We start from the raw sequence: 25867 nt of genomic DNA on the forward strand, positions 1-25867 counted from the left end.
GATTACTTCCGGGAAGAAGATTGGGAATCGGGTTTGCGCGGCGGCACCGGGTCATAGCCGCCGGGCGACCAGGGATGACAGCGCAGGATGCGACGCAGTCCCAGCCAGAAGCCGCGCAGCACGCCGTGGGTCTCCACCGCCTCGACGGTGTAGGCCGAGCAGGTAGGAAAGTGTCGGCAGTGCGGCGCCATGAACGGCGAGATGCCGTACTGGTAGGCGCGTACCGGCAACAGGGCAATCTTGCGCAGCAGGCGGCTCATCGGATGCGATTCAGCAAGTCGTCGATCTCCCGACGCAGGGTACGGCGATCCAGATCTCCGGCGCCACCCCGGGCGAGGACGATCAGATCCACCCCGGGCAGATTGCCACGCCGCAGGCGGAAGGCCTCGCGCGCAATTCGCTTGATCCGGTTGCGCTGCACGGCAAGGCGCACGTGACGCTTGCCGATCGCCAGCCCGAGGCGGGCGGGACCGGCCTCCACGCGGCGCCGGTGCAGCAACGTGAGGTGGCGACCACGAACACGCCGCGCGTCATCGAAGACGTGGCGGTATTCACCACCGGTCAGCAATCGGGCGGCGCGTGGAAAGCCCTGGCCGACGGGGTACGCAGGCACGCGGGCCGCCCCTCGGCGTTACGGCGTCAGACGCTTGCGGCCCTTGGCGCGGCGCGCATTGATGACCTTGCGACCGCCACGGGTGGCCATGCGGGCGCGGAAGCCGTGGGTCCGCGCGCGAACGAGTCGACTGGGCTGAAAGGTGCGCTTCATGGTTGTTCCCGGAATGACTGGGTGAAAGGGCGGTGAACCTACCCCGAGTGGCGTCACAAGTCAATCACCGCACCCGGCGGGTGGCTGGCGTGAGCGGGCGCGGGCGGCGTAGACTGCACGCCTGTTTCGTATCCCCCGGCGGAGGGAATCGCGTGGCTTCCGATCACCTGTGGAGGACCTGTCTGGAACGGCTCCAGGAGAAGGTCTCCGAACAGAAGCTCAACACCTGGCTGCGCCCCCTGCATGCGGACGAAAGCGGGGAGGTCCTGCGCCTGCTGGCGCCCAACCAGTTCGTATTCGAATACGTGCGCGATCATCTCCTCGCCACCATCGAAGAGGCGGTGGCCGAGGTGGCGCCGGCCGGAGCGGACGGGGTGGCTCCGGAAGTGCGCCTCGGAATCGGCGGTGACGAACCGCCCGCCCGACCGGGCGGCGGCAGCACATCGGGGCCCGAGCCGGCGGCCGCCCCCGCGCGGGCCCCGGGTCCCGTCAGCAACCTCAACCCCGCCTTCACCTTCGAGACCTTCGTGGAAGGCAAGTCGAACCAGCTCGCCCGGGCGGCCAGTCTGCAGGTCGCGGAGAATCCGGGGGTCGGGTACAACCCCCTGTTCATCTACGGCGGCGTCGGCCTGGGCAAGACCCATCTGATGCATGCGATCGGCAACAGCATTCTCGCGCGTCAGCCGGAGGGACGGATCATCTACCTCCACTCCGAACGCTTTGTGGCGGACATGATCAAGGCGCTGCAGCACAACGCGATCGACGACTTCAAGCAGCACTATCGCAGCGCCGACGCCCTGCTGATCGACGACATCCAGTTCTTCGCCGGGAAGGAGCGCTCGCAGGAAGAGTTCTTTCACACCTTCAACGCGCTGCTCGAGGGTCAGCAGCAGATCATCCTGACCTCCGACCGCTATCCGAAGGAAGTGGAGGGTCTGGAGGAACGCCTGAAATCCCGCTTCGGCTGGGGCCTGACGATCGCGATCGAACCGCCGGAGCTGGAGACCCGGGTGGCGATCCTGCAGCGCAAGGCGGAACAGGCCGGCATCGAACTGCCCAGCGAGGTCGCCTTCTTCATGGGCAAGCGCATCCGCTCCAACATCCGCGAACTGGAAGGGTCGCTGCGACGGGTACTGGCGAACGCCCATTTCACCGGCAAGCCGATCACGGTGGATTTCGCCAAGGAGGCACTGCGGGACCTGCTGGCCGTACAGAACAAGCTGATCACCCTGGAGAACATCCAGAAGACGGTGGCCGACTATTACCGCATCAAGGTCGCCGATCTGCTGTCGAGTCGGCGCAGTCGCTCGATTGCCCGGCCACGGCAGATTGCCATGGCACTGGCGAAGGAACTGACCCAGCACAGTCTGCCGGAGATCGGCCAGGCCTTTGGCGGGCGCGATCACACCACGGTGATGCATGCCTGCCGCAAGGTGGCAGAGCTGCGGGAAGCGGATTCCAGCCTGGACGAGGATTACTCCAACCTGCTGCGTACGCTGAGCAGCTAGGAAACACCGAGCCGGCGGCTGTGGACAAGACTGTGCATAACTGGGCGTCGAAATCGTGGACAATCCGGGGGTGAATGAGGGGCGTCAATCTGTCCACAGGTGCCCCACAGGTCACCCGGTGGGTTCACGCGACATGGAAAATCGTTCAGTTGTCTGTTTTTTAAGGGAAAAATGAACTTTTCCCACAGGCGAACGGCGCGGTTATTACTACAGGTTTGTATTTAGAAAAGAACTTACAACAGGACACGCCATGGAACTGTCATTCAACCGCGAAGCGATGACCGACGCCCTGCAGCGAATCGTGGGGGCAGCGGAAAAGAGGCTGACCATGCCCATCCTCGGGAACGTTCGGGTTCGGCCGGGCGAAACCGGGGGCATGCGCCTGGAAACAACCGATCTGGAGCTCGCGTGGAGCGCCCGGACCGAGGGGACCATTCCGGCTGAATGCGATACGACGGTCTCGGTGCGGAAGCTTCTGGATGTCGTGAAGGCCGCGCCCGCCGACAGTGACATCCGCGCGGAGGTCGATGGCGAACGGATGAGCGTAGGGTTCGGTGGATCGCGGTTCTCGCTCGCCACCCTGCCCGGTGAAGACTTTCCGGACTGGGAGGCGGGAGCGATCGGTGCAACGGTGGTCGTTCCGCAGAACCGCCTGCGGCGCCTGCTGGAAGCGACAATGTTCTCGATGGCACAGCAGGATGTCCGCTATTACCTCCAGGGCCTGTTGCTGGTGGCGACCGGGCATACCCTGCGGGCCGTTGCGACGGACGGTCACCGGCTGGCGCTTTCCGAGATCGAACTGGATTCCCCGGTTGAAGGGCGCATTGAGCGGATCGTCCCGCGCAAGGCGGTCGCAGAACTCCGGCGCAACCTCAGCGATGACGATCAGGCGGTGCAGATCGGGTTCGCGGAGGATCAGATCGTGTTCGAACTCGGGCCGGCGGTGCTTCGCTCCAAGGTCATCGAGGGTCGGTTCCCTGACTACGAACGGGTCATTCCGACCGACCTGCCAGCAACGTTGGTGGTAGAACGGGAGGTCCTCAAACAGGCACTCACCCGGGTCGGGATCGTCGCCAGCGACAAGTATCGTGGTGTGCGGATGATCCTGGGTCCCGAAGGCTGTCAGGTGCTCACGCACAACGCCGATCGCGAGGAGGCCCAGGAGACGGTTGAAGCCTCCTACGACGGGCCGGAGATGGAGATCGGTTTCAACCTCGGGTATCTGCTGGATGTCCTGAACGTGATCGAGACCGATTCGGTCCGGATCGGCCTGCGTGACGGTAACTCGTCGATCCTGGTCCAGGCGGAACCGCCGGGCGGATCGCGTTACGTGGTCATGCCGATGCGGCTGTAGGCGGGCGGACCCGAGTGCTGGAGGAGCTGCGCATCCAGGGCGTGCGCAATCTGGCCCCTGCGCGTCTGCGTCTGGGATCGGGGTTCAATATCTTTCTTGGACCGAACGGGGCGGGGAAGACCTCGATCCTCGAAGCCTGTCACCTGCTGGCGATGGGACGCTCCTTTCGCACCCCCCAGCTGCGGCGGGTCGTGCGAGAGGGGGAGCATTACCTCGGGGTCGGCGGGGATGTATCTGATCCGGTGACGGGGGGACGGCACCGCCTGGGAGTCGAATGGCAGGGAACCCGCAGGTCGCGGCTGGACGGTCAGTGGCTGAAGGGCCATGCGGCAGTGGCGGAATGGCTGCCGGCGCGCGTGCTGCACGCGGGGAGTTTCGATCTGGTCGGGGGCGGACCGGAGGAACGGCGTCGACTGCTCGACTGGGGCTGTTTTCACGGCGTGTCGGGATACCGAGAGGCCTGGCAGCGCTGGCGGCGGGCCCATGAACAGCGCAACGCGGCGCTGCGTCAGGGGCAGACCCGGGCGGCGCGCGAATTCGAGGGACCGCTGGTGGAAGCCGGGGAACGGATCACGCGGGCACGTGAGGAATACGTGCAGCGGTGGCGTGCCTGTACGGTGGATGCAGCCGCGCGTCTTGGGTTTTCTGCGGATCTGGACGGTCTGGATCTGCGTCTGCGGCCGGGCTGGGAGCAGCGGCGCTCTTTGGCGGAGGCGGTGGAGCGCAGTCGTGCGGGCGATGAGGAACGGGGTTTTGCCCAGGTGGGACCGCAACGGGCGGATCTGATCCTGAGGCTGGCGGGCCGTGATGCGACGGAAGGATCCCGGGGGGAGCAGAAACGACTCATTACGGGGCTGGTGGTGGGGCAGGGGTTGATGCTGATGGAGCGAAGCGGGCGCTCGCCCCTGCTGTTGCTGGACGACGTGCTTTCCGAGCTGGATCGTGGGGTCGCGAGCGGCCTGATCGCGGGCCTGCGGGACCTGGGCTGGCAGGTTCTGATGACGGCGGTGGGTGCCGGTTTTCCGGGCCAGGAGGGGCAGGAACCGCAATGGTTTCACGTGGAACACGGTCGGGTGTACGAGGGGTCGGATCCCCACGTCTCGCGCCCTCATGTTCCACGTGAAACCTGATTCGGGCCACGCCGACCTAGCCCTGCCCCGATCCATTCCCCCAGGGGCCAAAGACCGCGGGGTTGGGGTACAATGCATCGGATTGCCACCAGCCGGAACACGATCCATGGCCGACCACGAAACCGCTGAAGATCCCACTGCTTACGATTCCAGCCAGATCCGCGTCCTCAAGGGTCTCGATGCGGTGCGCAAGCGCCCCGGGATGTACATCGGCGATACCGATGACGGTACCGGCCTTCATCACATGGTCTTCGAGGTGGTCGACAACTCGATCGACGAGGCCCTGGCCGGCCACTGCGACAGCATCGAGATCGTGATCCACGAGGACAACGCCATCAGTGTCACCGACAACGGGCGCGGTATCCCGGTGGACATCCACGAGGAAGAAGGCAAATCCGCGGCCGAGGTCATCCTCACCGTGCTCCACGCGGGCGGAAAGTTCGACAACAACTCCTACAAGGTCTCCGGTGGTCTCCACGGGGTCGGCGTTTCGGTGGTCAATGCCCTGTCCGAAGAACTGCGCCTGGAGATCCATCGCGACGGCCAGAGGCACGAGCAGACCTACCATCTCGGCGTCCCTGAAGACGACCTCCGTGTGACCGGCCCGACCGATCGGCACGGCACCCGTGTCTGGTTCCGGCCGAGCCCGGAGATCTTCTCCGACGTCGACTTCCACTACGAGATCCTCGCCAAGCGGCTGCGGGAACTCTCCTTCCTGAATTCCGGCGTCCGCATCACGCTTCGCGACCTTCGCGACAACCGCGAAGAGACCTTTGTCTTCGAAGGCGGGATCCGCGCATTTGTCGAACACCTGAACCAGAAGAAGACCGCCCTGCATCCGACCGTGATCTACGCCGACCAGACGCGCGAGGATTACGCGGTCGAGATCGCGCTGCAGTGGAACGACTCCTACCAGGAGAACATCTTCTGCTACACGAACAACATTCCGCAGCGCGATGGCGGGACGCACATGGCCGGATTTCGTGCGGCCCTGACCCGAACGATCAACCAGTATCTCGAGCGCGAGGGCCTGACGAAGAAGGCCAAGGTCGCCACCGCCGGGGATGACATGCGCGAAGGCCTGACGGCGGTGCTGTCGGTGAAGGTGCCGGATCCCAAGTTCTCGTCGCAGACCAAGGACAAACTGGTCTCGTCCGAAGTCAAGCCGATCGTGGATTCGGTCCTGTCCGATGCGCTCGGCAACTTCCTGATGGAAAACCCCCCGGAGGCGCGTGCGATCACCGACAAGGTGCTGGATGCCGCCCGTGCCCGCGAGGCCGCACGCAAGGCCCGCGAGGTCACCCGGCGCAAGGGCGCGCTGGATGTCGCCGGACTGCCCGGCAAACTCGCGGACTGCCAGGAGAAGGATCCGTCCCGATCCGAGCTTTACCTGGTCGAGGGTGACTCCGCGGGGGGGTCGGCCAAGCAGGGCCGCGACCGTCATTTCCAGGCCATCCTGCCGCTGAAAGGCAAGATCCTGAACGTCGAACGTGCGCGTTTCGACCGGATGCTGGGTTCGGCCGAGGTGGGGACCCTGATCACCGCGCTGGGTTGCGGCATCGGCAAGGACGAATACGATCCGGACAAGCTGCGTTATCACCGAATCATCATCATGACGGACGCGGACGTGGACGGCTCGCATATCCGCACCCTGCTGCTGACCTTCTTCTTCCGTCAGATGCCCGAGCTGATCGAACGTGGCCACGTCTATATCGCCCAGCCGCCGCTGTACAAGGTGAAGCGCGGCAAGCGTGAACAGTACGTGCGCGACGAACAGGAGATGCAGGAGCTGACCCTTTCACTTGCCCTGGATGGCGCCGTACTCCATCCGGCGGCAGAGGCGCCGCCGATCTCGGGTGAGGCCTTCGAGGACCTGATCAAGTCCTATCAGGCCGCCGCAGCCGCGGTCGCCCGTCTGGGCCGTCTGTATGATTCGCGGGTCCTGTGGGCCATGCTCGAGGCGCCGCCCATGCCGCGGCCGAGATCCGTCACCGAGCCCGCGGTCCAGCGCTGGTTCCAGGATATCCTCGACAGTCTGTCCAGCGACCGCGCCGGGGCCACCCGCTATCAGCTGGAGGCTGACCGCGACGCCGACGGACACGATCGCCTCGCCCTTCAGCGGCTGGAGCACGGGGGGCGTCTGTCGCAGTACCTGACCGACGATACCCTCGCTTCGCGAGACTTCCAGGCGGTACTGGACCTCTCGGAACGCCTGCAGGCACTGCTTGAGGAAGGCGCCTATATCCAGAGAGGTGAACGTCGCCACGTAATCCAGCGCTTTTCCGAGGCGATGGAATGGCTGCTGGCCGAAGGCCGCCGGGGTCTTTCGGTGCAGCGCTACAAGGGTCTGGGCGAGATGAACGCCGAACAACTGTGGGAGACCACCATGGATCCCGATTCGCGCCGGCTGCTGCAGGTCCGGGTCGAGGACGCCATCCGCGCCGACGAGATCTTCACCACCCTGATGGGGGACCAGGTCGAACCGCGGCGGGATTTCATCGAGACCCGCGCCCTCAGCGCCGAGAACGTCGACATCTGATCCGACACGCGGGCTGGCCGTAATGCTCACCCTGGCGCTGATCCTGGCCGGAATCGCTATCCTCGTGTGGCTGGGCCGCGACGCCGCGCGTCTCGCTCATGCCCACCGCCAGGTGGTGCGGGCGTGGGAACGGTTCGACGTGCTCCTCTGCCAGCGCAATGCGCTGATCCTCGAGCTGCTGGACGCACGCGATCCGCAGGCACCCGACCGTGAAGATCTGTATCAGGCTCAGCAGGCCTCCGAGCGTGCGCGCCGCTCCGGCGACCTGCAGGCCCTCGCCCGCGCCGAAAGGCAATTGCGCGCCGAACGTGATCGATCGCTCTCCGACGCTGCGGAGGCCAACACCCCGACGGCGCGACTGGATGCACTCGACGAGGCGATCACCGACGCCATCCACCGCTACAATCACTGGGTGAATCGGTACCAGCAGGCCTGTCGCCGGCCGACCTCTGCGCTGATGGCTCGTTTGACCGCCTGTGGCCGATACGGACGGATTCACCCGGACGATCCGAAAGAAGCCTGACTGAACCCGGACCGGCTGCAATCCGCATTCCCCGCACTGCCACTCCCGGCCATGCCGGCCAGGGTGGCATACTTTCCGTTCAGCCACCGAATCCAGGAGCCACCGTGTCCAACCCGCTGCTGCGCATGGAGACCTTACCGGCGTTTCGCGCCATCGAGCCGGATCACGTGATCCCGGCAATCGATCAGCTGCTGACCGAGAACCGCCGCGAGATCGAACGCCTCGTGGCCGAGGCCGGCGAAGCACCGACCTGGGACACGCTGGTTGCACCTCTCCAGCGCCTCGAGAACCGACTCGAGAACGCCTGGTCGCCGGTGAGCCACCTGAACTCCGTGATGAACTCGCCTGCCCTGCGCGAGGCCTATAACGCCTGCCTGCCCAGACTGTCCGACTACTCCAGCTGGCTGTCCCAGCACCAGGGTCTTTATCGCGCCTTCCGCGCGCTGGCCGACGGCGAAGAATATCCGCGTCTGTCACCCGCGCGTCGAAAGGTGATCGACGACGCCCTGCGCGATTTTCACCTCAGCGGGGTCGACCTTCCCCGGGAAAGCCGAGATCGCCTGCGGGCCATCGATAGCCGCCTGTCGGAGCTGACAGCCAGTTTCGAGGAGAATGTGCTGGACGCCACACAATCCTGGAGGTATCCGATCCATGACGAATCCGAACTGGCGGGGCTTGCGGAATCGGACCGGGCCATGCTGGCGCAGAACGCCCGCGACCACGAACTCGATGCCCCCTGGGCGGCCACACTCGACTTTCCCAGTGTCCATGCGGTGCTGACCCATGCCGACGATTCGGCCCTGCGCGAACGCGTCTATCACGCGTTCGTCACCCGCGCCTCCGACACGGGCCCGCACGATTCTGCATACGACAATTCGACCAACATGGTCGAGATCCTGCGCCTGCGCCAGGAGAAGGCCGAACTGACCGGATTCCCCCGTTACGCCCATCGATCACTCGCCACCAAGATGGCCGAAACCCCGGAGCAGGTCGAGCAGTTCCTGGCCGATCTGGCCCGCCGCGCGCGTCCGCAGGCGGAACGGGATCGGGACGAACTCGAGACCTTCGCACGCGAAGAACTCGGCCTCGACCGGCTCGAGTCGCCGCACGTCGCCTGGGCGGCGGAAAAGATGCGCGAGCGCCGTCTGGGCCTGTCCCAGGAGATGCTCAAACCGTATTTTCCGGCACCTCAGGTCGTCGACGGCCTGTTCCGGCTGGTCCAGCGGTTGTTCGGGATCTCCCTGCAGCCCGACCCCGAGGTCGAGACCTGGCACGATGACGTGACGTTCTATCGTATATATGGTCCGGAGGGTGAGGAGCGCGCGGGCTTCTATCTCGATCTTTATGCCCGTCGCAACAAACGGGGCGGGGCCTGGATGGATGTCTGCCGCCAGCGCTATGCCCGAGCCGACGGCCTCCAGTTACCGGTGGCCTACATGACCTGCAACTCCACTCCACCGGTGGATGGCAAGCCCGCGCTGTTCACCCACGACGAGGTGATCACGCTATTCCACGAATTCGGCCACGGCCTGCACCACATGCTGACCCGGGTCGACGAGCCCGAGATCGCGGGAATCAATGGCGTGGAATGGGACGCGGTCGAGCTGCCCAGCCAGTTCATGGAAAACTGGTGCTGGGAACGCGAACCGCTGGATCTCTTCGCCCGGCACTACGAGACCGGCGACCCGATGCCCGAGGACCTGTTCCAGCGTCTGCAGGGAACCCGCCACTTCCACGCGGCCCTGCAGCTGCTGCGCCAGGTCGAATTCTCGCTGTTCGACATGCGCCTGCACGATCGCGACGCACCCGCCAGCGCGGACGAGATCCTTGCGCTGCTGGACGAGGTCCGGCGCGAGGTGGCCGTCTTCATCCCGCCGTCGTACAACCGGTTCCCGCACGGCTTCGCGCATATCTTCGCCGGCGGTTATGCGGCGGGCTACTACTCCTACAAATGGGCCGAGGTCCTGTCGGCGGATGCCTTCGCCCGCTTCGAGGAGGAGGGCCTGTTCTCGCGCGAGGCGGGTGATGCCTACCTGCGCGAGATCCTGGAGGCGGGCGCCTCGCGACCCGCCGCAGAATCGTTCCGCGCCTTCCGCGGCCGGGAACCACAAATCGACGCCCTGCTGCGCCACTGCGGACTGGAGGAAGCTGCGTGAAGATCGCCAGCTGGAACGTCAACTCCCTCAAGGTCCGCCTCCCGCAGGTCCTCGACTGGCTGGGTACGTCCCATACCGACATCCTCGCCCTGCAGGAGACCAAACTGACCGACGACGCCTTTCCCGTCAGCGCGATCCATGACGCCGGTTACCAGGTCGTCCATTCCGGACAGAAGACCTATAACGGCGTGGCCATCCTGTCGCGGACCGAAGCCACCGACGTCGTCACCGATCCGCCCGGCGTGGAGGATGCCCAGCGGCGCATCCTCGCGGCCACCATCGGCGGTGTGCGCGTGGTCAACCTGTACATCGTCAACGGCGAGGCCGTCGACTCGGAAAAGTATGCGTACAAACTCGACTGGCTGAGCCGTGTGCGGGACTGGCTGGAAGAGGAGGCCCGTCGTCACGAGCAACTGGTCGTCGTCGGGGATTTCAACATCGCCCCCGAAGACCGCGACGTCCATGACCCGGAGGCCTGGGAAGGCCGGGTGCTGTGTTCCGCGCCGGAACGCGAGGCCCTGCAGTCCATCCAGGCCCTCGGCCTCAGCGATACCTTCCGCGCCTTCGAGCAGCCAGAGAACGAGTTCTCCTGGTTCGATTACCGCGCCGCCTCGTTCCGTCGTAACCGTGGCCTGCGCATCGACCTGATCCTGGCTTCCGCCGCATTGGCCGAACGCCTGACGGCTGCCGGCATCGATCGGGAACCGCGCGGCTGGGAACGGCCATCGGATCACGCCCCGGTCTGGGCCGAATTCACCGACGCCTGAGCCGCCACCCGCACCGGAGACCCTCAAGGGAGACAGCATGCAGTACAAGGATCTGCGCGACTTCATCGACGGCCTCGAGCAGCGGGGCGAGCTGCGCCGTATCCAGCGCGAGGTGAGTCCCGACCTGGAGATGACCGAGATCAGCGATCGCGTGCTGCGCGCCGGTGGCCCGGCCCTGCTGTTCGAGAACCCCTCCGGCTCCGAGATCCCGGTGCTTGCCAACCTGTTCGGTACGCCGGAACGCGTGGCCCTGGGGATGGGCGAGGATTCGGTGGAGGCGCTGCGCGAGGTGGGCCGTCTGCTGGCCTTCCTCAAGCAGCCCGACCCGCCGAAGGGCCTGAAGGCCGCCTGGGATCAGCTTCCGGTCTTTCGCAAGGTCCTCGACATGGCGCCGAAAAAGGTCCGCAGTCCGGATTGTCAGCGCCATGTGCTGGCGGGCGATGACGTCGATCTGGGGAAACTGCCGGTACAGACCTGCTGGCCCGGAGACGCCGGGCCGCTGATCACCTGGGGTCTGGTGGTCACGCGCGGCCCGGAGAAGTCACGCCAGAATCTCGGGATCTACCGCCAGCAGGTCATCGGGCGAAACCGGGTGATCATGCGCTGGCTGTCCCACCGCGGCGGCGCCCTGGATTTCCAGGAGTGGTGTCAGGCCCGTCCCGGCGAACCCTTCCCCGTCGCCGTGGCCCTCGGGGCCGACCCGGCGACCATCCTCGGCGCCGTGACCCCCGTGCCCGACACGCTCTCGGAGTACGCCTTCGCCGGTCTGCTCCGCGGTCGCCGTACCGAACTGGCCACCTGTATCGGCTCCGATCTGCAGGTCCCGGCTTCGGCCGAATTCGTGCTGGAGGGCCACATCCATCCGGGGGATACCGCCCCGGAGGGGCCGTTCGGCGACCACACCGGCTATTACAATGAAGTCGATGAATTCCCGGTCTTCACCGTCGACCGCATCACCCATCGCGACCAACCGATCTACCACTCGACCTACACCGGGCGTCCACCGGATGAGCCGGCCATCCTCGGTGTGGCCCTCAACGAGGTCTTTGTACCCATCCTGCAGAAGCAATTCCCGGAGATCGTCGACTTCTATCTGCCGCCGGAAGGCTGTTCGTACCGCATGGCCGTGGTCTCCATGCGCAAACAGTATCCGGGGCACGCCAAGCGCGTGATGATGGGGGTCTGGAGCTTCCTGCGCCAGTTCATGTACACCAAGTTCGTGATCGTGGTGGACGAGGACGTGAATACCCGCGACTGGAAGGACGTGATCTGGGCGATCACCACGCGCATGGATCCGGTCCGGGATACCACACTGGTCGAAAATACACCTATCGATTATCTGGATTTTGCCTCGCCCGTCTCGGGGCTGGGATCCAAGATGGGGCTGGACGCGACGTCGAAGTGGCGCGGCGAGACCGAACGGGAATGGGGCCGTCCGATCACCATGGATCCGGCCGTCAAGCAGCGGGTGGACGAGATCTGGGACGACCTGGGCCTGTGAGTGGCCCGGACGCGGGGCGCTTCCCTGCGCCGCGCCCGGCCGACCTTCCCGTCAGTCGCCGAGGTGGGCCCCGTCCTCCGGCGCGCGCGCCCAGGCCGCGATGTCCGAACCCATCGCGCGGATGGTTCGGCCCATCACCGAGCAGGTCCCCCTGAAGCCGCCGAAGGCGCCGCCACCGGAGATCCGGCGCGAGGTGAAATCGGCGACCGGCTCGCCGTCCTCGTACAGCGTACCCTCGGCCTCGCTGAAGGCACGATGTCCCGACCAGGCGTTGCCGTCGTTGCGCGCCTGGGTGATTTCGACCATCAGCACCTTGCCGCCGTCTGCCGGGCCTGCACCGCCGCGTGACTCGACCTGGATATCGTGGCGGGCCCCGAACTCCGCCACGAAGCCGGGAAAGCGTTCTTCCAGTTCGCACTCATTGCGGATCGCCTGCGGCACCACGGCGTCCTCGCTGTAGGCAAACCGGTCCTTGGTCACGATGGTCACCGCCGGATCGGCGACTTCCGTTGCCGCCGGTTCGTCGACCCCGGATTCGCGCGTCTCGTTGGCCGCACAGCCACCCAGTGCCAGCAGCCCGGCCCCCGCCAGTCCCCCGATCACGTATCGCCACGACATCGCTTCTCTCCCCTGTGTGGACTCTGCCTCCAGTCTGCCGCATCTGCCCATCCTCACGACCCCCCCAAACAGAGGGGGAATGGACGGTCGCGCCTGCCCTTCGGCCGCGGTTGCTTGCGTTCCCGGGGCACCTGAAGAAAATGAACGCCTTTCCCCACCGAGGACGCCGCCATGGCCTTTGACGTCACCATCCAGCCCAGCGGACACCGCTTCGAAGTCGAAGACGACGAGACCGTGCTGGAGGCGGGGCTGCGACAGGGCTTCGCCTTCCCCTACGGCTGCCGCAACGGTGCCTGTGGCTCCTGCAAGGGTCGTGTGCTGGCGGGGGAGGTGGACCATGGTCCCAAGTTGCCGCCGGGTATCACCGAGGCCGAACGGGCCGACGGCATGGCGCTGTTCTGCCAGGCGGTCCCGGTGGACGATCTGGAGATCGAAGTCCGCCAGATCGGCGCTGCCCGCGACATCGAGGTGAAGACGCTGCCGTGCCGGGTTGCAGCCCTCAATCGGCTCGCCGACGACGTGATGGAGTTGCGCATCCAGCTGCCCGCCCGGGAGCGACTGCAGTTCCTCGCCGGGCAATATCTCGATGTGCTGCTGAAGGGCGGCGAGCGGCGCAGTTATTCGCTGGCAAACGCCCCGCACGACGACGAGCAGCTGGTTGTGCACGTGAAATACGTCGAGGGCGGCCGATTCTCGTCGATGGTGTTCGAGGAGATGCAGCCCAAGGCGCTGCTGCGCATCGAGGGTCCCCTGGGCCAGTTCTTCGTTGACGAGGATTCGCCGCGCCCGCGCCTGTTCATCGGCGGCGGTACCGGCTTCGGGCCGTTGAAAGGGATGCTGGACCACCTCGCCGCCGAGGGCCTGGACCGCCCGCATCACCTGTTCTGGGGCGCGCGGGAAGCCGCGGGCATCTACGCGCCCGAATGGCTAAAGCAGATGGCCGAGGAAGAGCCGGAGCATTTCCGTTTTACCCCGGTGCTGTCGGACCGGCCCGAGGACGAAGCGGCGGGGTTTGCCGCCCGCGCGGGTCTGCCGCACGAGGCGGTCCTGGCGGAATATCCGGACCTCTCCGGTTTCGACGTCTACATGGCCGGGCCTCCGCCCATGGTCCATGCGGCCCGCGAGGCCTTCCGCTCGGCGGGCCTGCCGCTGGAACAGCTGTACTACGACAGCTTCGAACCGGCGGGTGACTCCTGACGGCGGCAAACGTCAGCCGTCTGCGCACTCGAGTCGCGCGGCGAGGCGGCGCGCGGCCGCGAGCATGGACGCGTCGGTGGGATCCTCGGCGGTTTCTACAGCCGACTTGAAGCCGAGTTCCTGCGCGATCTCGGCGATGCGCTCGCTGCCCACCACCAGCGGCGTCTTGCGCAGCCACATCCGGCCCAGCTTGCCCACCATCTCATAGAGATTGCGCAGGCCTTCGCCGGAGGTAATGGTGATCAGATCGATCTGCCCGCGCGAGAAGGCGTACATCAGATCGCCGGTATCGCCCTCCGGGCGGCCGCGCCGGTAGGCCTCGGCGAAGGTGACAGTGGCGCCGCGCTCGCGCAGGGTGTCCCCCAGCAGCTCGCGGCCACCGTCTCCGCGGAAGATCACCACCCGCTTGCCGGAGACATCCTGCATCGCCGGTTCGGCCAGCAGCGCCTCGCTGTCGAAGCGGCGGGGCGGGGCGATATCCGGGGCACGCCCGAAACTGCGCAGCTCCTGAGCGGTGCGATTGCCGATCGCGGCGATCGCCGTGCCGGCGGGCCATTCGCGTTCCGCCAGCGCCAGATTCATCACACGCTGGACCGCGTTGGGGCTGATGAAGACGGCGATATCGAACGAATCGAGCTCGTCCAGCACGGCCCGCAGATTGGTCGGATCACTGGGTGCGAGGATCTCCAGAACCGGGAAGCGGATCACCCGCGCCCCTTCGCGTTCCAGCGCCTCGCAGAAGGGTTCCGCCTGCGCGGCGGGGCGGGTCACCAGCACGCCGCGATCGGCGAGTACCGTGGCGTCGGGACTGGCTGCGGTCTCGGTGTCGGCCATGTTGCGCTCCTCAGTGGTGGTCCATAGCGGCGCGCAGGAGCTCCCCCGCACCCAGTTCCAGCAGCTCGTCGGCCAGACGGATCCCCAGGGCCTCTGCCTCGGCGCGGGCACCGCGCACCTCGCGCTGCAGCAGACGGCTGCCGTCCACCGCGCCCACCAGCCCGCGCAGCCACAGGCCGCCGTCTTCCTCGAGAATGGCATGCGCCGCCAGCGGCACCTGACAGCCGCCCTCCAGGCGTCGGTTGAAGGCCCGTTCCGCGCGTACCCGGTCACTGGTGTCGCCATCGTTGAGCGGTGCAATCAGACCCTCGACCTCGTCATCGCCCGCCCGGCATTCGATCGCGATCGCGCCCTGGCCCACCGCCGGCAGGCTGACCTCGGGCTCCAGGCGATTACGGATGCGTTCGTCAAACCCGAGGCGTTTCAGCCCGGCAGCCGCCAGGAGGATTGCGTCGTATTCGCCGGCGTCCAGCTTCGCCAGCCGCGTGTTCACGTTGCCCCGCAGGTCATGCACCTGCAGATCGGGCCGGCGGGCGCGCAGCTGACACTGACGGCGCAGGCTGGACGAGCCGACCCGCGCACCTTCCGGCAGTTCGTCGACATGCGCGTAGGTGCCGGACACGAAGGCATCCAGCGGGTCCTCGCGATCGAGGATCACCGGCAGGGCGAGATTCCCCGGCAGCTCCATCGGCACGTCCTTCACCGAGTGCACGGCGATGTCGGCGCGGTCTTCCAGCAGGGCGTTCTCGAGTTCTTTCACGAACAGCCCCTTGCCGCCAATCTTCGCCAGAGGGGAGTCCAGCACGCGATCACCCTGGGTGGTCATGCCCACCAGTTCGACCGGCCGATCGGGGTGCACGGCGCGCAACCGCGCGGCGACATGTTCGGCCTGCCACATGGCGAGCGGGCTCTTGCGGGTGGCGATGCGTAGCGGTTTCATGTGATGTCCCGATCCGGGAACCCGGGAACGTCTTGCGGGTCCATAAAAGCGACGTAGTATAACGGCTCGCACCCCGCAGCCGAAAAACCAGGCAGGTACGATCATGATGTTTCGCAACTGGCTTATCGCGGCCACCGGGCTGGCCGCGGCCATGCTGCTGGCCGGCCCCGTGCAGGCCGATCTGGAACGCGTCACCGACCTCAAGGCGCTGAAGAACAACGGCGATGCCGGCCCGACGGTGGTGATGTTCACCGCCGAAAACTGCCCGTACTGCCATCTCGCCAGCGAACGTTATCTCGGCCCGATGAGCCGCGAAGACGAGAACTCCGACGTGAACATCGTCAAGGTCGAGATGAACGGCGAGGAAGTCCGCGACTTCGATGGCGAGACCATGCGCGGGTCCGAACTCGGACAGCGCTATGGCGCGCGGGTCACCCCGACGGTCGTGGCTTTCGATACCCGGGGCAACCCGGTGGGCAGCCCGCTGGTCGGGATCGCGGTGGAGGAACTGTACCGCGGTCAGGTCAACAACCGCATCGAGGCCGCGCGCCAGGGCAATTGATCCGCGTTTCCCTCAAACCCGGGTTTTGCGCCGCAGGAACTCGCGCACCCGGGTCAGCTGCCGGCGGCTGACCGGCACCGGCTCCAGGTCATCCCGGAAAAGCAGGCGATGATCGCCGGCGTTGCGTGTCTCCAGACCGGAGATGTTTCGGGTTACCGCCAGCGCGCCGCGATGCACCCGCAGTACCTCGTCTCCGAGTCGCTCCTCCAGATCCTGCAGGCGGGCATCAACGAAACCCTCCATTTCGCCCGAGCGCGCCACGACACAGCCATCCTCGGTAACGAAGCAGTCGATCGCGTCCAGCGTGACCGTTTCCTCGCGGCGACCGATGCGCAGGCGGATCGCGGGGGAGGACGTGGCCGCGGACCCGTTGGCCGAACGCGCCCGCTCCAGCGCCTGCTGCAGGCGTTCACGCCGCACCGGCTTGAGTACGTAGTCGCGCACGCCGGCCTCGAACGCCGCCATGCCGAAGTCGTCGTGAGCGGACACCAGGATCACCACCAGCTCGGGGTGGTCTGCGGCCAGCTCCGCAGCCAGATCGATCCCTCGCTCCCCGGGCATCTCGATGTCCAGCAGCAGCACGTCCGCGTTCCGCTCTCCCAGCCATTGGCGGACCCCCGGGACATCCGGCGCCTCGCCGGCGACGTGGTGGCCGAGTTCCTCGAGCAGTCCGCGCAGACGCTGGCGGGCAATCGGTTCGTCATCCGCGATCAGCACGTCCATGATTCTGCACCTCCCTGCGTTCATGGTGGGCAGTTGGCGCCGGCAGCCGCAGCCGCACGCGGAACTCGTTCGCGCCCTGCTCGCTGTCCAGCTGCATCCGGTCGCCGAAGGCGTGCTGCAATTGCAGGCGTACCGCCTCGGTTGCCGTCCCGGTACCCGCAGTAGCCCCTTGCGTCGGCACGCTGTTGCGGATCTCCAGCACGCTGCCGGTGCCTTCCGGCCGCAGGCGCACGCTCAGCTCACCCGGCACCCGCGCCGGCGCGATCCCGTGCTGGATCGCGTTCTCCACCAGCGGGAGCAGCACCAGTGCGGGCAACTCCAGCTCCAGCCCCGGCTGTTCGGGACAGTCCCAGTCCAGTTGCAGGCGCTCGCCGAGACGGTTCTGTTCCACCCGCAGGTAGCCGCGCACCAGCTCCAGCTCGTCGCGCAGGGTATGGCGTTCCGCCCCGTCGAACGCGGCCCGGAACAGATCCGCGAGATCCAGCGTGACCTGCTCGGCGCGGGCCGGATCACTGCGGCACAGACCCGCGATGGTGTTCATGCTGTTGTAAAGGAAATGCGGTCGCAGGCGCGCCCGCATCGCCTGCTCGCGAGCCTCGGCCACGGCACGCGTCTCGCGCTGCCAGGCGGCCTGCAAATAGAGATAGTGCATGGCCACCAGGCTCAGGATCGCAGCCACGCCCAGCACCGGCAGGCGCAGCTCGGGATCGGCCAGGTGTACCCGTTCCGCCAGGTCCTGCACCACCGCGGTGTTGACGATGGGTACCAGCGGCGGCAACACGATCTGGGCCCACAGCGCGGCGCGTCGCAGGGCCCGCTGCAGCAGGCAGAGGATCAGCAGGCTGACCAGCACGACCCAGAAGATGAACAGCGCATGCAGCGCCAGGCTGCCGGTCCAGTCGGCGGTTCCCGGACGCAGCAGGGTAATGGCCAGCGCCAGCAGCACCGCGAGCATCAGGACCCGCAGCAGGGTCTCCCCGGCGCAGAAGTCGGGCAGCGGCGAGGGCCGCACATCCCGGTCGCGATGCGGCGCGCCTGATCCCCCGGAGGTTCCCGCTGGCGGGCGCATGGCAGTGGCTCTCCCTGTATACTTCCGTGTCGTTCAAAAAACCGCTTCAGAGTGCACCATGACGCAGGATTCCCCGCAGAACAAGCCGGCCACCGCTAGCGAGCCCCGGGACCAATCTCGGGCCAAACTCTGGGGCGGGCGCTTCTCCGAGCCCACCGACGCGTTCGTGGAACGTTTTACTGCTTCGGTGGACTTCGACCGCCGGCTGTACCGCGAAGACATCCTTGGTTCGCAGGCCCATGCGCGCATGCTGGCGAAGGTGGGCGTGCTGACCGCCGACGAGGCCGAGCGGATCATCGCGGGCCTGGATGCGATCCGCGACGAGATCGCGGCCGGCGAATTCGACTGGCAGGTGGGTCGCGAAGACGTGCACATGAACATCGAGGCGCGTCTGATCGAGCGCATCGGCGATGTCGGCAAGAAGCTGCACACCGGCCGTTCGCGCAACGACCAGATCGCCACCGACATCCGTCTGTGGCTGCGCGCCGCAATCGACGAGATTCTGGAGCTGATCCGCGGCTACCAGCGCGGGCTGGTGGATCTCGCCGAACGCGAGGCCGACACCATCATGCCCGGTTTCACCCATCTGCAGACCGCCCAGCCGGTGACCTTCGGCCACCACATGCTGGCGTGGTACGAAATGCTCGATCGCGACGCCGAGCGGCTGGGGGAATGCCGCCGCCGGGTGAACCAGCTGCCGCTGGGCGCCGCCGCGCTGGCCGGGACGCCGTACCCGCTGGATCGCGAATACGTCGCCGGGCTGCTGGGGTTCGACGGGGTCACGCGCAATTCGCTGGATGCGGTGTCGGATCGCGATTTCGCCATCGAATTCAGCGCGGCCGCCGCGACCCTGATGATGCATCTGTCGCGACAGGCCGAGGAACTGGTGCTGTGGACCAGTGCGCAGTTCGATTTCATCGAGCTGCCCGATCGCTACTGCACGGGTTCCTCGATCATGCCGCAGAAGAAGAACCCCGACGTCCCGGAGCTGGTGCGCGGCAAGACCGGACGGGTCTACGGCCACCTGACCAGTCTTCTGACCCTGATGAAGAGCCAGCCGCTGGCGTACAACAAGGACAACCAGGAGGACAAGGAGCCGCTGTTCGACACCGTGGACACGCTCCTGGGCTCCCTGCGTGCCTTCGCCGACATGGTCCCGAACCTGGCGGTGCGGCGTACGAACACCCTGGCGGCGACCACCCGCGGTTTTGCCACGGCCACCGATCTGGCCGACTACCTGGTGGAACGCGGCGTGGCTTTCCGTGATGCCCACGAAGTCGTGGGCCGAGCGGTGCGCCTGGCGCAGGAACGTGGCGTGGATCTGGCACAGCTGGCACTGGAGGATCTGCAGTCGCTCAGCGGCGCGGTTGGCGAGGATGTCCACGGGGTACTGACCGCCGAGGGATCAGTGGCGGCCCGAAAGCTGACCGGGGGGACGGCGCCGGAGCAGGTCCGGCACCAGGCCGCGGCGGCGCGCGAGCGCCTGGCCGCGGTGGATGGGGCGGCTCAGTCGGCGACGTAGCCGTCGACCACCTCCCACATCACGTTGCCGTGCACCACCTCGTATTCCAGTAGCAGCTGACCGAACTGGTCGCCGCTCTCGAAGTGGGCAAGGACCCAGCGGGCGTTCAGCACGTAGATCCCGTCTTCGCGGAATTCGGCCTGATCGCCGTCGCGCAGGACTTCGGGGATGACCTGCGGATTCTGGACCAGGTCATCGGTCAGCCGCTGTTCCGGATTGGTCATGCCAAGGCGTTGCAGTTGCTGGATGTCGGCGTTGCGCAGACCGATCTCCACCGGGCGCGGCACCTCCTCGCGGGTATACTCGGCCAGCTGCATCTGGGCCTGCAGCAGGTCGCGGTTGGCCTGGGAGACGTCGTGCTCCAGGCCTTCGGCGCGGGCGATGTAGATCGCGAGAATGACGACAAAGAACGCCATCAGCCCCAGCCACATCAGGCGTTCGCGGGTCCGCAGGCGACCGGGATCCTCGTTGGAGGGGGTCGGCTTTTCGTTTTCCTCGTTCACGGCAGGTTCTCCTCAAGTCGGGCGGGGCGGTAGTCCCGGGCCGAGTGGGCCCTTGCGACACGCCTCCGGGATTCGGCGCATGATAACTCGCATCTGCAGTGATGCCGAGGTGATCACCGATGTCCGCTGCCGCACCCGCACCGGAAGACCGTCCCGAAGCCCCGGGTGAACCGCCCACCGGCGGTGGCCTGGAATGGATCAACCGCTTTGCCGCATTGCCGGATGCCTTCCACCACCGTCCCGATCCGGCGCCGTTCCCCGGGGCGCAGCTGCTCGCCAGCAGCCCCGCGATGCGCGAGCGCCTGAGTCTGACGCCGGACGACCTGGCCGCCGAGCCGTGGCTGGGGATGATCACCCGCGGCGAGCCGGTGGCCGGGACCCCGCAGGTCGCCAGCGTATATGCCGGTCACCAGTTCGGGGTCTACGTACCGCAGCTGGGCGATGGTCGTGCGAAATTGCTGGGGGAGGTGCGCACCCCTGCCGGGGAGCACTGGGAACTGCAGAGCAAGGGATCCGGACCCACGGCCTTCTCGCGGCATGCCGACGGGCGTGCGGTCCTGCGCTCCTCGATCCGCGAATATCTGGTCTCCGAGCACATGGCCGCGATGGGGATCCCGACCACACGTGCAGTGGCCCTGTACGGATCCTCGTTGAGGGTGTTCCGCGAGCGCATCGAGAGCGGCGCGGTGGTGCTGCGCGCGGCGCCCAGCTTCCTGCGGTTCGGTCATTTCGAGTACTTCCACTATGCCGGCTATCCCGAACGCCTGCGCCAGCTGATCGACTACGCGCTGGACCATGACTTTCCCGAGCACCGCGAGGCCGAGGACCCGGTGCGGGCGATGCTGGAGACCGTGACCGCGCGGACCGCCGAGCTGATGGCGGACTGGCAGGCGGTGGGCTTCTGTCACGGGGTGATGAACACCGACAATATGAGCCTGACCGGGCTGACCATCGACTACGGTCCGTTTGCGTTCATGGACGCCTATGACCCGGACTACATCTGCAACCACACCGACCAGGGCGGGCGCTATGCCTTCGCGCGTCAGCCGGGCGTGGCCCTGTGGAACCTGACGCGGCTGGCGGAAACGCTGGTGGCGCATTTCAATGCGCCCGACGTCGACACCGCGGTGGAGCAGGCGAAATCCGTGCTCGAGGCCTTCCAGGGGCAGTTCCGCGCGGCCTGGCTGCGGCGCATGCGCGCGAAGCTGGGTCTGCAGCTCGAGCGCGAAGAGGACGAGTCCCTGGTCCAGGAGCTGCTCGCCCGGATGGCCGCGGAGGGCATCGATTACACCCGGTTGTTCCGTCAGCTGCCGGAGCTGGAAGACGGCGGGACACGCCAGGGATTCATCGAGGAGCTGGAGGATCCGCAGGCCTGGCAGGCCTGGGAGGAGCGTTACCGGGAGCGCCTGGCGCAGGAATCCCGCCCGACGCCGGAGCGCCATGCGGCGATGCGGGCGGTGAACCCGAAGTACGTGCTGCGCAACCATCTGGCCCAGACGGCGATCGAGCGGGCCGAGGACGGCGACTTCTCGGAGCTGGAGCGGTTGCAGCGGGTGCTGAGCCGGCCGTTTGATGAACAGCCCGAAGCCGAAGACCTGGCCGAACTGCCGCCCGCCTGGGCCAGCGGGATCCAGCTCAGCTGTTCTTCCTGAGGCGACGCGGCGGCCGGGTCAGGCCGAGTCCGGGACCTCTTCCAGCAGCAGGCTGCGGCCGCCCATCGCGCTGGGCTTGGGCACGCCCATCAGTTCCAGCACCGTCGGCGCCACGTCCGCAAGGCCGCCACCGGTGCGCAAGCGCCAGCGCTGGCTGTCCAGGATCATGCACATCACCGGGTAGATGGTGTGCTGGGTATGCGGCGCGCCAGTCACCGGGTCGACGTATTCGTCGCAGTTGCCGTGGTCGGCGGTGAGGATCACCGAATATTCCTGGGCCTCGGCCGCGTCCAGTACCCGTCCGACCTCGCGGTCGAGGGTCTGCACCGCTTCGATCAGCGCCTCGCGGCGGGCGGTATGGCCCACCATGTCGCCGTTGGCGAAATTCACCAGGATGAAGCCGTACCGTCCGCTCTCCATCGCCTGGATGGTTTCGTCGGCCACCTCGCGCGCGCTCATTTCCGGCTGCTCGTCGTAGGTGTCCACGGCTGGCGACGGCACCATCACCCGCTTCTCGCCCGCATAGGGTTCTTCCTTGCCGCCGTTGAAGAAAAAGGTCACGTGGGCGTATTTCTCGGTCTCCGCGCAATGGAACTGCGGGATCCCGGCGGAGGCGATGGTCGAGCCCAGGGTGGTGGTCGGGCGCTCCGGGGGGAATGCGATCGGCGACAGGAAGCGCGGGTCGTACTCGGTCAGGCAGGTCTCGGAGACCGGATGGAAATCCCCGCGGTCGAAGCCGTCGAAATCGTCCATCCCGAGGGCGGCCGTGAGCTGGCGCGGACGGTCGTTGCGGAAGTTGAACAGCACGCATTCCGCGTCGGTGCCCATGGGTGCGCCGCCGTTGATGATGCGGGGCTTGATGAATTCGTCATCCTCGCCCGCGGCCCACGCTCCCTCGATCGCCTCGCGCGCGCTGCCGACCGGCTCGCCTTCGGCGTAGGCCATCGCCCGGAAGGCCTTCTCCGTGCGGTTCCATCGCTTGTCACGGTCCATGGCGTAGTAGCGTCCACAGACCGTGGCGATGAAACCGCCGGCCTGTTCCAGCTCCGGCTCGAGGGTTTCGAGATAGTTGAGCGCCGAGCGCGGCGCGGTATCGCGGCCGTCGGTGATCATGTGCACGATCGGCTGCGCCCCTTCATGGCGGCAGATACCGATCAGCGCCACCAGGTGGCGGATATGCGAATGCACGCCGCCGTCCGAGACCAGCCCGATCAGGTGCAGCGGCTGATCCTTGGAGGCCGCTGCGCGTGCCGCGCTGAGCAGTGCGTCGTTCTCGAAGAAGCTGCCATCGGCGATGGCGTCGTCGATCCGCACCAGATCCTGATTGACCACCGTGCCGGCACCCAGCGTCAGGTGGCCCACTTCGGAGTTGCCCATCTGTCCGTCGGGCAGGCCGACCGCGCGGCCACAGGCATCCAGTGTCGTGTGGGTGCGGGTCGACAGGTAACGGTCGAGGTTGGGGGTGTCGGCCTCGGCGTAGGCGTTGTTGATCTTGCTCGGGTTCACGCCCACTCCGTCCATCACGATCAGTAGGACGGGGCGGCGCGGGGTGGTGCGCGGGTCAGCCATCGCGGTCTCGGTCCCTGGGAACGATTGAAATCGGTGGATCGGAAGATTCTGAACTTCGGGCGAAGTTTACCATTTCCGCCGCGCCCCGGGAGGACCCGCACAGGCTCGCCCGTCAGCCCGGACCACCGATGGCCCGGGCGTCAGCGCCGGTCGGACCCGGGCTCGTCCGGGGTATCCGTCGACCCGGCTTCGGTGTCGCCGCCGGACGGTCGGTCCCTTCTGGCCTCCGCCTCGGCCTCGATGCGGTCGAGTTCGGCGTCCATCTCGGCCTCCGACAGCGGAGTGTATCCGGCGCGGGCCGCCGGATCGGGCCGGCGCGTACCGGACGGTTTCTTGGCGGCGGAGGACTTCGCGCTTGACTTTTCCCGAGCGGCCGCGGGGTCGCCGCCGTGCGGGCCGGCATCCCCGGGTTCGGGTCCGTCACCGGCATCGCCGCCGGGACCGCCGTCCGGGTCGTCCGGGCCATCGGGGCCATCGGGATCATCGGCGTCTTCCGCGCCGGCCTCCTGCGCCTTGCGACGTTCCATGATGCGGGCAAGGATCAGTCCCACCTCGAACAGCAGCCACATCGGCAGCGCCAGCAGGGTCTGCGAGATGATGTCCGGCGGGGTCAGGACCATGCCGACCAGGAACACGCCGACGATCACGTAGGGGCGCTTGGCCGCCAGTTTCTCCGTGGTGGTCGCGCCCAGGGTCACCAGCAGGATGGTCGCGACCGGCATCTCGAAGGCGATCCCGAAGGCGATGAACAGCAGGATCACGAAATCGAGATAGCGCGAGATGTCGGTCATCACGTCCACGCCCTCGGGCGCGGCCGCGGTGAAGAAGGCAAAGATCAGCGGGAACACCACGAAATAGGCGAACGCCATCCCGAGGTAGAACAGGATGGTGGACGAGGCCACCAGCGGCGCGGCCAGGCTCTTCTCGTGCTGATAGAGCCCCGGGGCGATGAAGGCCCAGAGCTGATAGAGCAGATACGGGATGCTGATCGCAACGGCCAGCAGCAGCGTCAGCTTGAACGGGATCAGAAATGGTGCGGCCACCTCGATCGCGATCATGCTGGTGCCTTCCGGCAGATGCGCCATCAGCGGATCGGCCAGGAAGGTGTAGAGCTGGTTGGCGAACGGGAACAGGATCAGGAACACCACCAGCACGGCGATGAACATCCGCAGGACCCGGTCACGCAGCTCGATCAGGTGGGAGAGCAGGGTCTCGGTGGCCTCTTCCGAAGGTTCGACCCCCGGGGTGGTCTTGCTCATGAGCGCTCGTCGGGTGTGCGGGATGAGTGGTCGGCGTCGGTGTCGGCCGGGTCGTCGTGTTCGTCCGATCCGTCACTCCGGGAGCGGGGCCGGCGGCCGCCGGCGTAGCGACGCGAGCCCTTGCGGGGCCCGCGTCGTTCGCGTTCGGCTTCCAGCGCGGGGTCATCGGTGGTCATGTCCGGGCCCATGGGCTGGTTCAGCGGCACGCGTTCGATGCCGTCTCCGGCTGCGTCCCAGGCCTCTTCGGCGGGGGCTTCCCCGTCTTCGGCCGTATCCGGGTCGTCGTCGCCGCGATCGCGGCTGCCGGCGGTCTCGCGCCCGGCGGGTTCCGGCGGCGTGCGCCGCTCGCGGACTGCGGGGCGGGCGCCGCGATCGGACTTCGCGGTCCCGTCATTGGCGTCGTCTTTCCCGGTGTCCTCGAGGCCCTCGGAGTCGGCGCGCCTGCGCGATTTCTGCGTCCGGGTTTTTTTCTCGCCCCGGACGTCCTGCTTGATCTCACGTTCGGTCTCTTCGAGATCCTCGCGCAGCTCCGATTCCGTGTCCTCGACCATGTGCTTGAGCTCGCGGATCTCGCGATCCTGGCTCTTGACCATCTCGCGCAGTTCCTCGGTCTGGAACTCGCGTTCCACGTCCGAGCGCACGCTTTGCACGAAACGCCGGGTCTTGCCGACGAACCGGCCGATCTCGCGCGCAAGGCCGGGCAGACGCTCCGGTCCCACAACCAGGAGCGCTACCACGACGATGATCAGGATTTCCCAGAAGCCGATGTCGAACATGAGGCTGGCGCCGCTGCCGGCCGGTCGTTACGGACCGGACCCGGATCAGGCGTTCTTGTCCGACGAATCGTTGTCGCCGGACTTCTCGCTGCGCTTTTTCACCTCGGCGTCCACGACCCGGCCATCTTCCTCGCTCTGGTTCTCGACGCCCGGCTTCTCGCCTTCCTCGCCTTCTTCCTTCTTCTGGTTCTCGCCGTCGGGGTCCTTGACCGCCTGCCGGAAGTTCTTCAGCGCGGAGCCAACGTCACCGCCCATGTTGCGCAGCTTCTTCGTGCCAAACAGCAGCACCACGATCAGAAGGATGATCAGGAGCTGCCAGATGCTGATACCACCAATACCCATGGAGTGTCTCCGAATTAAGTTCCTTGCAGACAGCCTGACCGGGGAGAGCCCCCGAAT

At 66.7% G+C, this 25867-nt stretch carries 25 protein-coding genes; 12 read left to right on the forward strand and 13 right to left on the reverse strand.

Translation table 11 applies throughout. The features are described 5' to 3' along the window. Nucleotides 1–2: 2 nt before the first annotated feature. From yidD to rpmH, 3 genes are read right to left on the reverse strand one after another with little or no spacing between them, the layout of a single operon-like run. The gene (yidD, locus tag D571_RS0109375; protein WP_018936428.1) at nucleotides 3–260 is read right to left on the reverse strand and encodes a membrane protein insertion efficiency factor YidD; all 258 of its coding nucleotides are present in this window, start codon (nucleotides 258–260) and stop codon (nucleotides 3–5) included. Then, entirely contained in the window at nucleotides 257–613 is a 357-nt protein-coding gene (rnpA, locus tag D571_RS0109380) for a ribonuclease P protein component (RefSeq protein ID WP_026287750.1), read from the reverse strand. The genes yidD and rnpA overlap by 4 nt, the downstream gene beginning before the upstream one ends. An 18-nt stretch (nucleotides 614–631) precedes the next feature. Next, nucleotides 632–766: a 50S ribosomal protein L34 gene (rpmH, locus tag D571_RS0109385; RefSeq protein WP_018868890.1), complete on the reverse strand. Its 135-nt coding sequence runs from the start codon at nucleotides 764–766 to the stop codon at nucleotides 632–634. Between the two features lie 152 nt (nucleotides 767–918). On the opposite strand from rpmH, the gene dnaA reads away from it, so the two are divergent. From dnaA to ubiD, 8 genes are all read left to right on the forward strand, one after another. Then, a complete protein-coding gene (gene dnaA, locus D571_RS0109390; RefSeq protein ID WP_018936430.1) occupies nucleotides 919–2274 on the forward strand; it encodes a chromosomal replication initiator protein DnaA in 1356 nt (451 codons plus the stop codon). A gap of 250 nt (nucleotides 2275–2524) precedes the next feature. Continuing rightward, nucleotides 2525–3628 (forward strand): DNA polymerase III subunit beta, encoded by a 1104-nt coding sequence (dnaN, locus tag D571_RS0109395; RefSeq protein ID WP_018936431.1) that lies wholly within the window; start codon nucleotides 2525–2527, stop codon nucleotides 3626–3628. A gap of 14 nt (nucleotides 3629–3642) precedes the next feature. Beyond that, nucleotides 3643–4758 (forward strand): DNA replication/repair protein RecF, encoded by a 1116-nt coding sequence (locus tag D571_RS0109400; protein ID WP_018936432.1) that lies wholly within the window; start codon nucleotides 3643–3645, stop codon nucleotides 4756–4758. Nucleotides 4759–4864: 106 nt separating this feature from the next. Continuing rightward, complete coding sequence (gene gyrB / locus D571_RS0109405; protein WP_018936433.1) at nucleotides 4865–7297, forward strand: DNA topoisomerase (ATP-hydrolyzing) subunit B; 2433 nt, start codon at nucleotides 4865–4867, stop codon at nucleotides 7295–7297. A 22-nt stretch (nucleotides 7298–7319) separates the two neighbouring features. After that, the gene (locus tag D571_RS0109410) at nucleotides 7320–7820 is read left to right on the forward strand and encodes a hypothetical protein (protein WP_018936434.1); all 501 of its coding nucleotides are present in this window, start codon (nucleotides 7320–7322) and stop codon (nucleotides 7818–7820) included. Between the two features lie 104 nt (nucleotides 7821–7924). Next, a complete protein-coding gene (locus D571_RS0109415; RefSeq protein ID WP_018936435.1) occupies nucleotides 7925–9976 on the forward strand; it encodes a M3 family metallopeptidase in 2052 nt (683 codons plus the stop codon). Continuing rightward, on the forward strand, nucleotides 9973–10743 hold the full coding sequence (xth, locus tag D571_RS0109420; RefSeq protein ID WP_018936436.1) for an exodeoxyribonuclease III: 771 nt from the start codon (nucleotides 9973–9975) through the stop codon (nucleotides 10741–10743). The genes D571_RS0109415 and xth overlap by 4 nt, the downstream gene beginning before the upstream one ends. 37 nt (nucleotides 10744–10780) lie before the next feature. Continuing rightward, nucleotides 10781–12244 carry a 4-hydroxy-3-polyprenylbenzoate decarboxylase gene (ubiD, locus tag D571_RS0109425; RefSeq protein ID WP_018936437.1) on the forward strand — a complete coding sequence of 488 codons (1464 nt, stop codon included), beginning with the start codon at nucleotides 10781–10783 and terminating at the stop codon, nucleotides 12242–12244. Nucleotides 12245–12295: 51 nt separating this feature from the next. Here ubiD and D571_RS0109430 read toward each other — a convergent pair whose 3' ends face one another. Next, nucleotides 12296–12862: a hypothetical protein gene (locus tag D571_RS0109430; RefSeq protein ID WP_018936438.1), complete on the reverse strand. Its 567-nt coding sequence runs from the start codon at nucleotides 12860–12862 to the stop codon at nucleotides 12296–12298. Nucleotides 12863–13033: 171 nt separating this feature from the next. On the opposite strand from D571_RS0109430, the gene D571_RS0109435 reads away from it, so the two are divergent. Beyond that, nucleotides 13034–14059, forward strand: a complete 1026-nt coding sequence (locus D571_RS0109435; RefSeq protein ID WP_018936439.1) for a CDP-6-deoxy-delta-3,4-glucoseen reductase — start codon at nucleotides 13034–13036, stop codon at nucleotides 14057–14059. A gap of 12 nt (nucleotides 14060–14071) precedes the next feature. On the opposite strand, the gene D571_RS0109440 is transcribed toward D571_RS0109435, so the two are convergent. Both D571_RS0109440 and hemC read right to left on the reverse strand, forming a co-directional pair. After that, on the reverse strand, nucleotides 14072–14893 hold the full coding sequence (locus tag D571_RS0109440) for a uroporphyrinogen-III synthase (RefSeq protein WP_018936440.1): 822 nt from the start codon (nucleotides 14891–14893) through the stop codon (nucleotides 14072–14074). A 10-nt stretch (nucleotides 14894–14903) separates the two neighbouring features. Continuing rightward, the gene (gene hemC / locus D571_RS0109445) at nucleotides 14904–15833 is read right to left on the reverse strand and encodes a hydroxymethylbilane synthase (protein ID WP_018936441.1); all 930 of its coding nucleotides are present in this window, start codon (nucleotides 15831–15833) and stop codon (nucleotides 14904–14906) included. 103 nt (nucleotides 15834–15936) lie between these two features. On the opposite strand from hemC, the gene D571_RS0109450 reads away from it, so the two are divergent. Continuing rightward, complete coding sequence (locus D571_RS0109450; RefSeq protein WP_018936442.1) at nucleotides 15937–16395, forward strand: thioredoxin fold domain-containing protein; 459 nt, start codon at nucleotides 15937–15939, stop codon at nucleotides 16393–16395. Between the two features lie 12 nt (nucleotides 16396–16407). Here D571_RS0109450 and D571_RS0109455 read toward each other — a convergent pair whose 3' ends face one another. Then, nucleotides 16408–17118: a LytTR family DNA-binding domain-containing protein gene (locus D571_RS0109455; RefSeq protein ID WP_018936443.1), complete on the reverse strand. Its 711-nt coding sequence runs from the start codon at nucleotides 17116–17118 to the stop codon at nucleotides 16408–16410. Then, on the reverse strand, nucleotides 17096–18187 hold the full coding sequence (locus D571_RS0109460; RefSeq protein WP_083916891.1) for a sensor histidine kinase: 1092 nt from the start codon (nucleotides 18185–18187) through the stop codon (nucleotides 17096–17098). The genes D571_RS0109455 and D571_RS0109460 overlap by 23 nt, the downstream gene beginning before the upstream one ends. Nucleotides 18188–18245: 58 nt before the next feature. Between D571_RS0109460 and argH the strand changes: the two genes are divergently transcribed. Further along, nucleotides 18246–19709 carry an argininosuccinate lyase gene (gene argH, locus D571_RS0109465; RefSeq protein WP_018936445.1) on the forward strand — a complete coding sequence of 488 codons (1464 nt, stop codon included), beginning with the start codon at nucleotides 18246–18248 and terminating at the stop codon, nucleotides 19707–19709. Here the strand turns inward: argH and D571_RS0109470 are convergent. Beyond that, nucleotides 19694–20140 carry a hypothetical protein gene (locus D571_RS0109470; RefSeq protein ID WP_051076176.1) on the reverse strand — a complete coding sequence of 149 codons (447 nt, stop codon included), beginning with the start codon at nucleotides 20138–20140 and terminating at the stop codon, nucleotides 19694–19696. The two genes, argH and D571_RS0109470, sit on opposite strands and share 16 nt — an antisense overlap. Before the next feature lie 191 nt (nucleotides 20141–20331). On the opposite strand from D571_RS0109470, the gene D571_RS0109475 reads away from it, so the two are divergent. Beyond that, the gene (locus D571_RS0109475) at nucleotides 20332–21864 is read left to right on the forward strand and encodes a YdiU family protein (RefSeq protein WP_018936447.1); all 1533 of its coding nucleotides are present in this window, start codon (nucleotides 20332–20334) and stop codon (nucleotides 21862–21864) included. An 18-nt stretch (nucleotides 21865–21882) separates the two neighbouring features. Here the strand turns inward: D571_RS0109475 and gpmI are convergent, their stop codons facing one another. The 4 genes from gpmI to tatA form a co-directional block, all read right to left on the reverse strand. Beyond that, entirely contained in the window at nucleotides 21883–23433 is a 1551-nt protein-coding gene (gene gpmI / locus D571_RS0109480) for a 2,3-bisphosphoglycerate-independent phosphoglycerate mutase (RefSeq protein WP_018936448.1), read from the reverse strand. A gap of 140 nt (nucleotides 23434–23573) precedes the next feature. Then, entirely contained in the window at nucleotides 23574–24692 is a 1119-nt protein-coding gene (tatC, locus tag D571_RS13700; RefSeq protein WP_018936449.1) for a twin-arginine translocase subunit TatC, read from the reverse strand. Beyond that, entirely contained in the window at nucleotides 24689–25468 is a 780-nt protein-coding gene (gene tatB, locus D571_RS0109490; protein ID WP_018936450.1) for a Sec-independent protein translocase protein TatB, read from the reverse strand. The genes tatC and tatB overlap by 4 nt, the downstream gene beginning before the upstream one ends. Before the next feature lie 45 nt (nucleotides 25469–25513). Beyond that, nucleotides 25514–25810, reverse strand: coding sequence for a twin-arginine translocase TatA/TatE family subunit (gene tatA / locus D571_RS0109495; protein WP_018936451.1), 297 nt, complete (start codon nucleotides 25808–25810; stop codon nucleotides 25514–25516). Nucleotides 25811–25867: the final 57 nt, after the last annotated feature.

Source organism: Thioalkalivibrio sp. ALJ24 (assembly GCF_000377785.1).
Taxonomy (GTDB): domain Bacteria; phylum Pseudomonadota; class Gammaproteobacteria; order Ectothiorhodospirales; family Ectothiorhodospiraceae; genus Thioalkalivibrio.

Excerpts from the sequence above, each read along its gene's own strand:
- yidD (WP_018936428.1), bottom strand. The coding sequence starts at position 260 with ATGAGCCGCCTGCTGCGCAAGATTGCCCTGTTGCCGGTACGCGCCTAC.
- rpmH (WP_018868890.1), bottom strand. The coding sequence starts at position 766 with ATGAAGCGCACCTTTCAGCCCAGTCGACTCGTTCGCGCGCGGACCCAC.
- dnaN (WP_018936431.1), top strand. The coding sequence starts at position 2,525 with ATGGAACTGTCATTCAACCGCGAAGCGATGACCGACGCCCTGCAGCGA.
- gyrB (WP_018936433.1), top strand. The coding sequence starts at position 4,865 with ATGGCCGACCACGAAACCGCTGAAGATCCCACTGCTTACGATTCCAGC.
- D571_RS0109410 (WP_018936434.1), top strand. The coding sequence starts at position 7,320 with ATGCTCACCCTGGCGCTGATCCTGGCCGGAATCGCTATCCTCGTGTGG.
- ubiD (WP_018936437.1), top strand. The coding sequence starts at position 10,781 with ATGCAGTACAAGGATCTGCGCGACTTCATCGACGGCCTCGAGCAGCGG.
- D571_RS0109430 (WP_018936438.1), bottom strand. The coding sequence starts at position 12,862 with ATGTCGTGGCGATACGTGATCGGGGGACTGGCGGGGGCCGGGCTGCTG.
- D571_RS0109435 (WP_018936439.1), top strand. The coding sequence starts at position 13,034 with ATGGCCTTTGACGTCACCATCCAGCCCAGCGGACACCGCTTCGAAGTC.
- D571_RS0109440 (WP_018936440.1), bottom strand. The coding sequence starts at position 14,893 with ATGGCCGACACCGAGACCGCAGCCAGTCCCGACGCCACGGTACTCGCC.
- hemC (WP_018936441.1), bottom strand. The coding sequence starts at position 15,833 with ATGAAACCGCTACGCATCGCCACCCGCAAGAGCCCGCTCGCCATGTGG.
- D571_RS0109450 (WP_018936442.1), top strand. The coding sequence starts at position 15,937 with ATGATGTTTCGCAACTGGCTTATCGCGGCCACCGGGCTGGCCGCGGCC.
- D571_RS0109455 (WP_018936443.1), bottom strand. The coding sequence starts at position 17,118 with ATGGACGTGCTGATCGCGGATGACGAACCGATTGCCCGCCAGCGTCTG.
- D571_RS0109460 (WP_083916891.1), bottom strand. The coding sequence starts at position 18,187 with ATGCGCCCGCCAGCGGGAACCTCCGGGGGATCAGGCGCGCCGCATCGC.
- argH (WP_018936445.1), top strand. The coding sequence starts at position 18,246 with ATGACGCAGGATTCCCCGCAGAACAAGCCGGCCACCGCTAGCGAGCCC.
- D571_RS0109470 (WP_051076176.1), bottom strand. The coding sequence starts at position 20,140 with ATGTGGCTGGGGCTGATGGCGTTCTTTGTCGTCATTCTCGCGATCTAC.
- D571_RS0109475 (WP_018936447.1), top strand. The coding sequence starts at position 20,332 with ATGTCCGCTGCCGCACCCGCACCGGAAGACCGTCCCGAAGCCCCGGGT.
- gpmI (WP_018936448.1), bottom strand. The coding sequence starts at position 23,433 with ATGGCTGACCCGCGCACCACCCCGCGCCGCCCCGTCCTACTGATCGTG.
- tatC (WP_018936449.1), bottom strand. The coding sequence starts at position 24,692 with ATGAGCAAGACCACCCCGGGGGTCGAACCTTCGGAAGAGGCCACCGAG.
- tatB (WP_018936450.1), bottom strand. The coding sequence starts at position 25,468 with ATGTTCGACATCGGCTTCTGGGAAATCCTGATCATCGTCGTGGTAGCG.
- tatA (WP_018936451.1), bottom strand. The coding sequence starts at position 25,810 with ATGGGTATTGGTGGTATCAGCATCTGGCAGCTCCTGATCATCCTTCTG.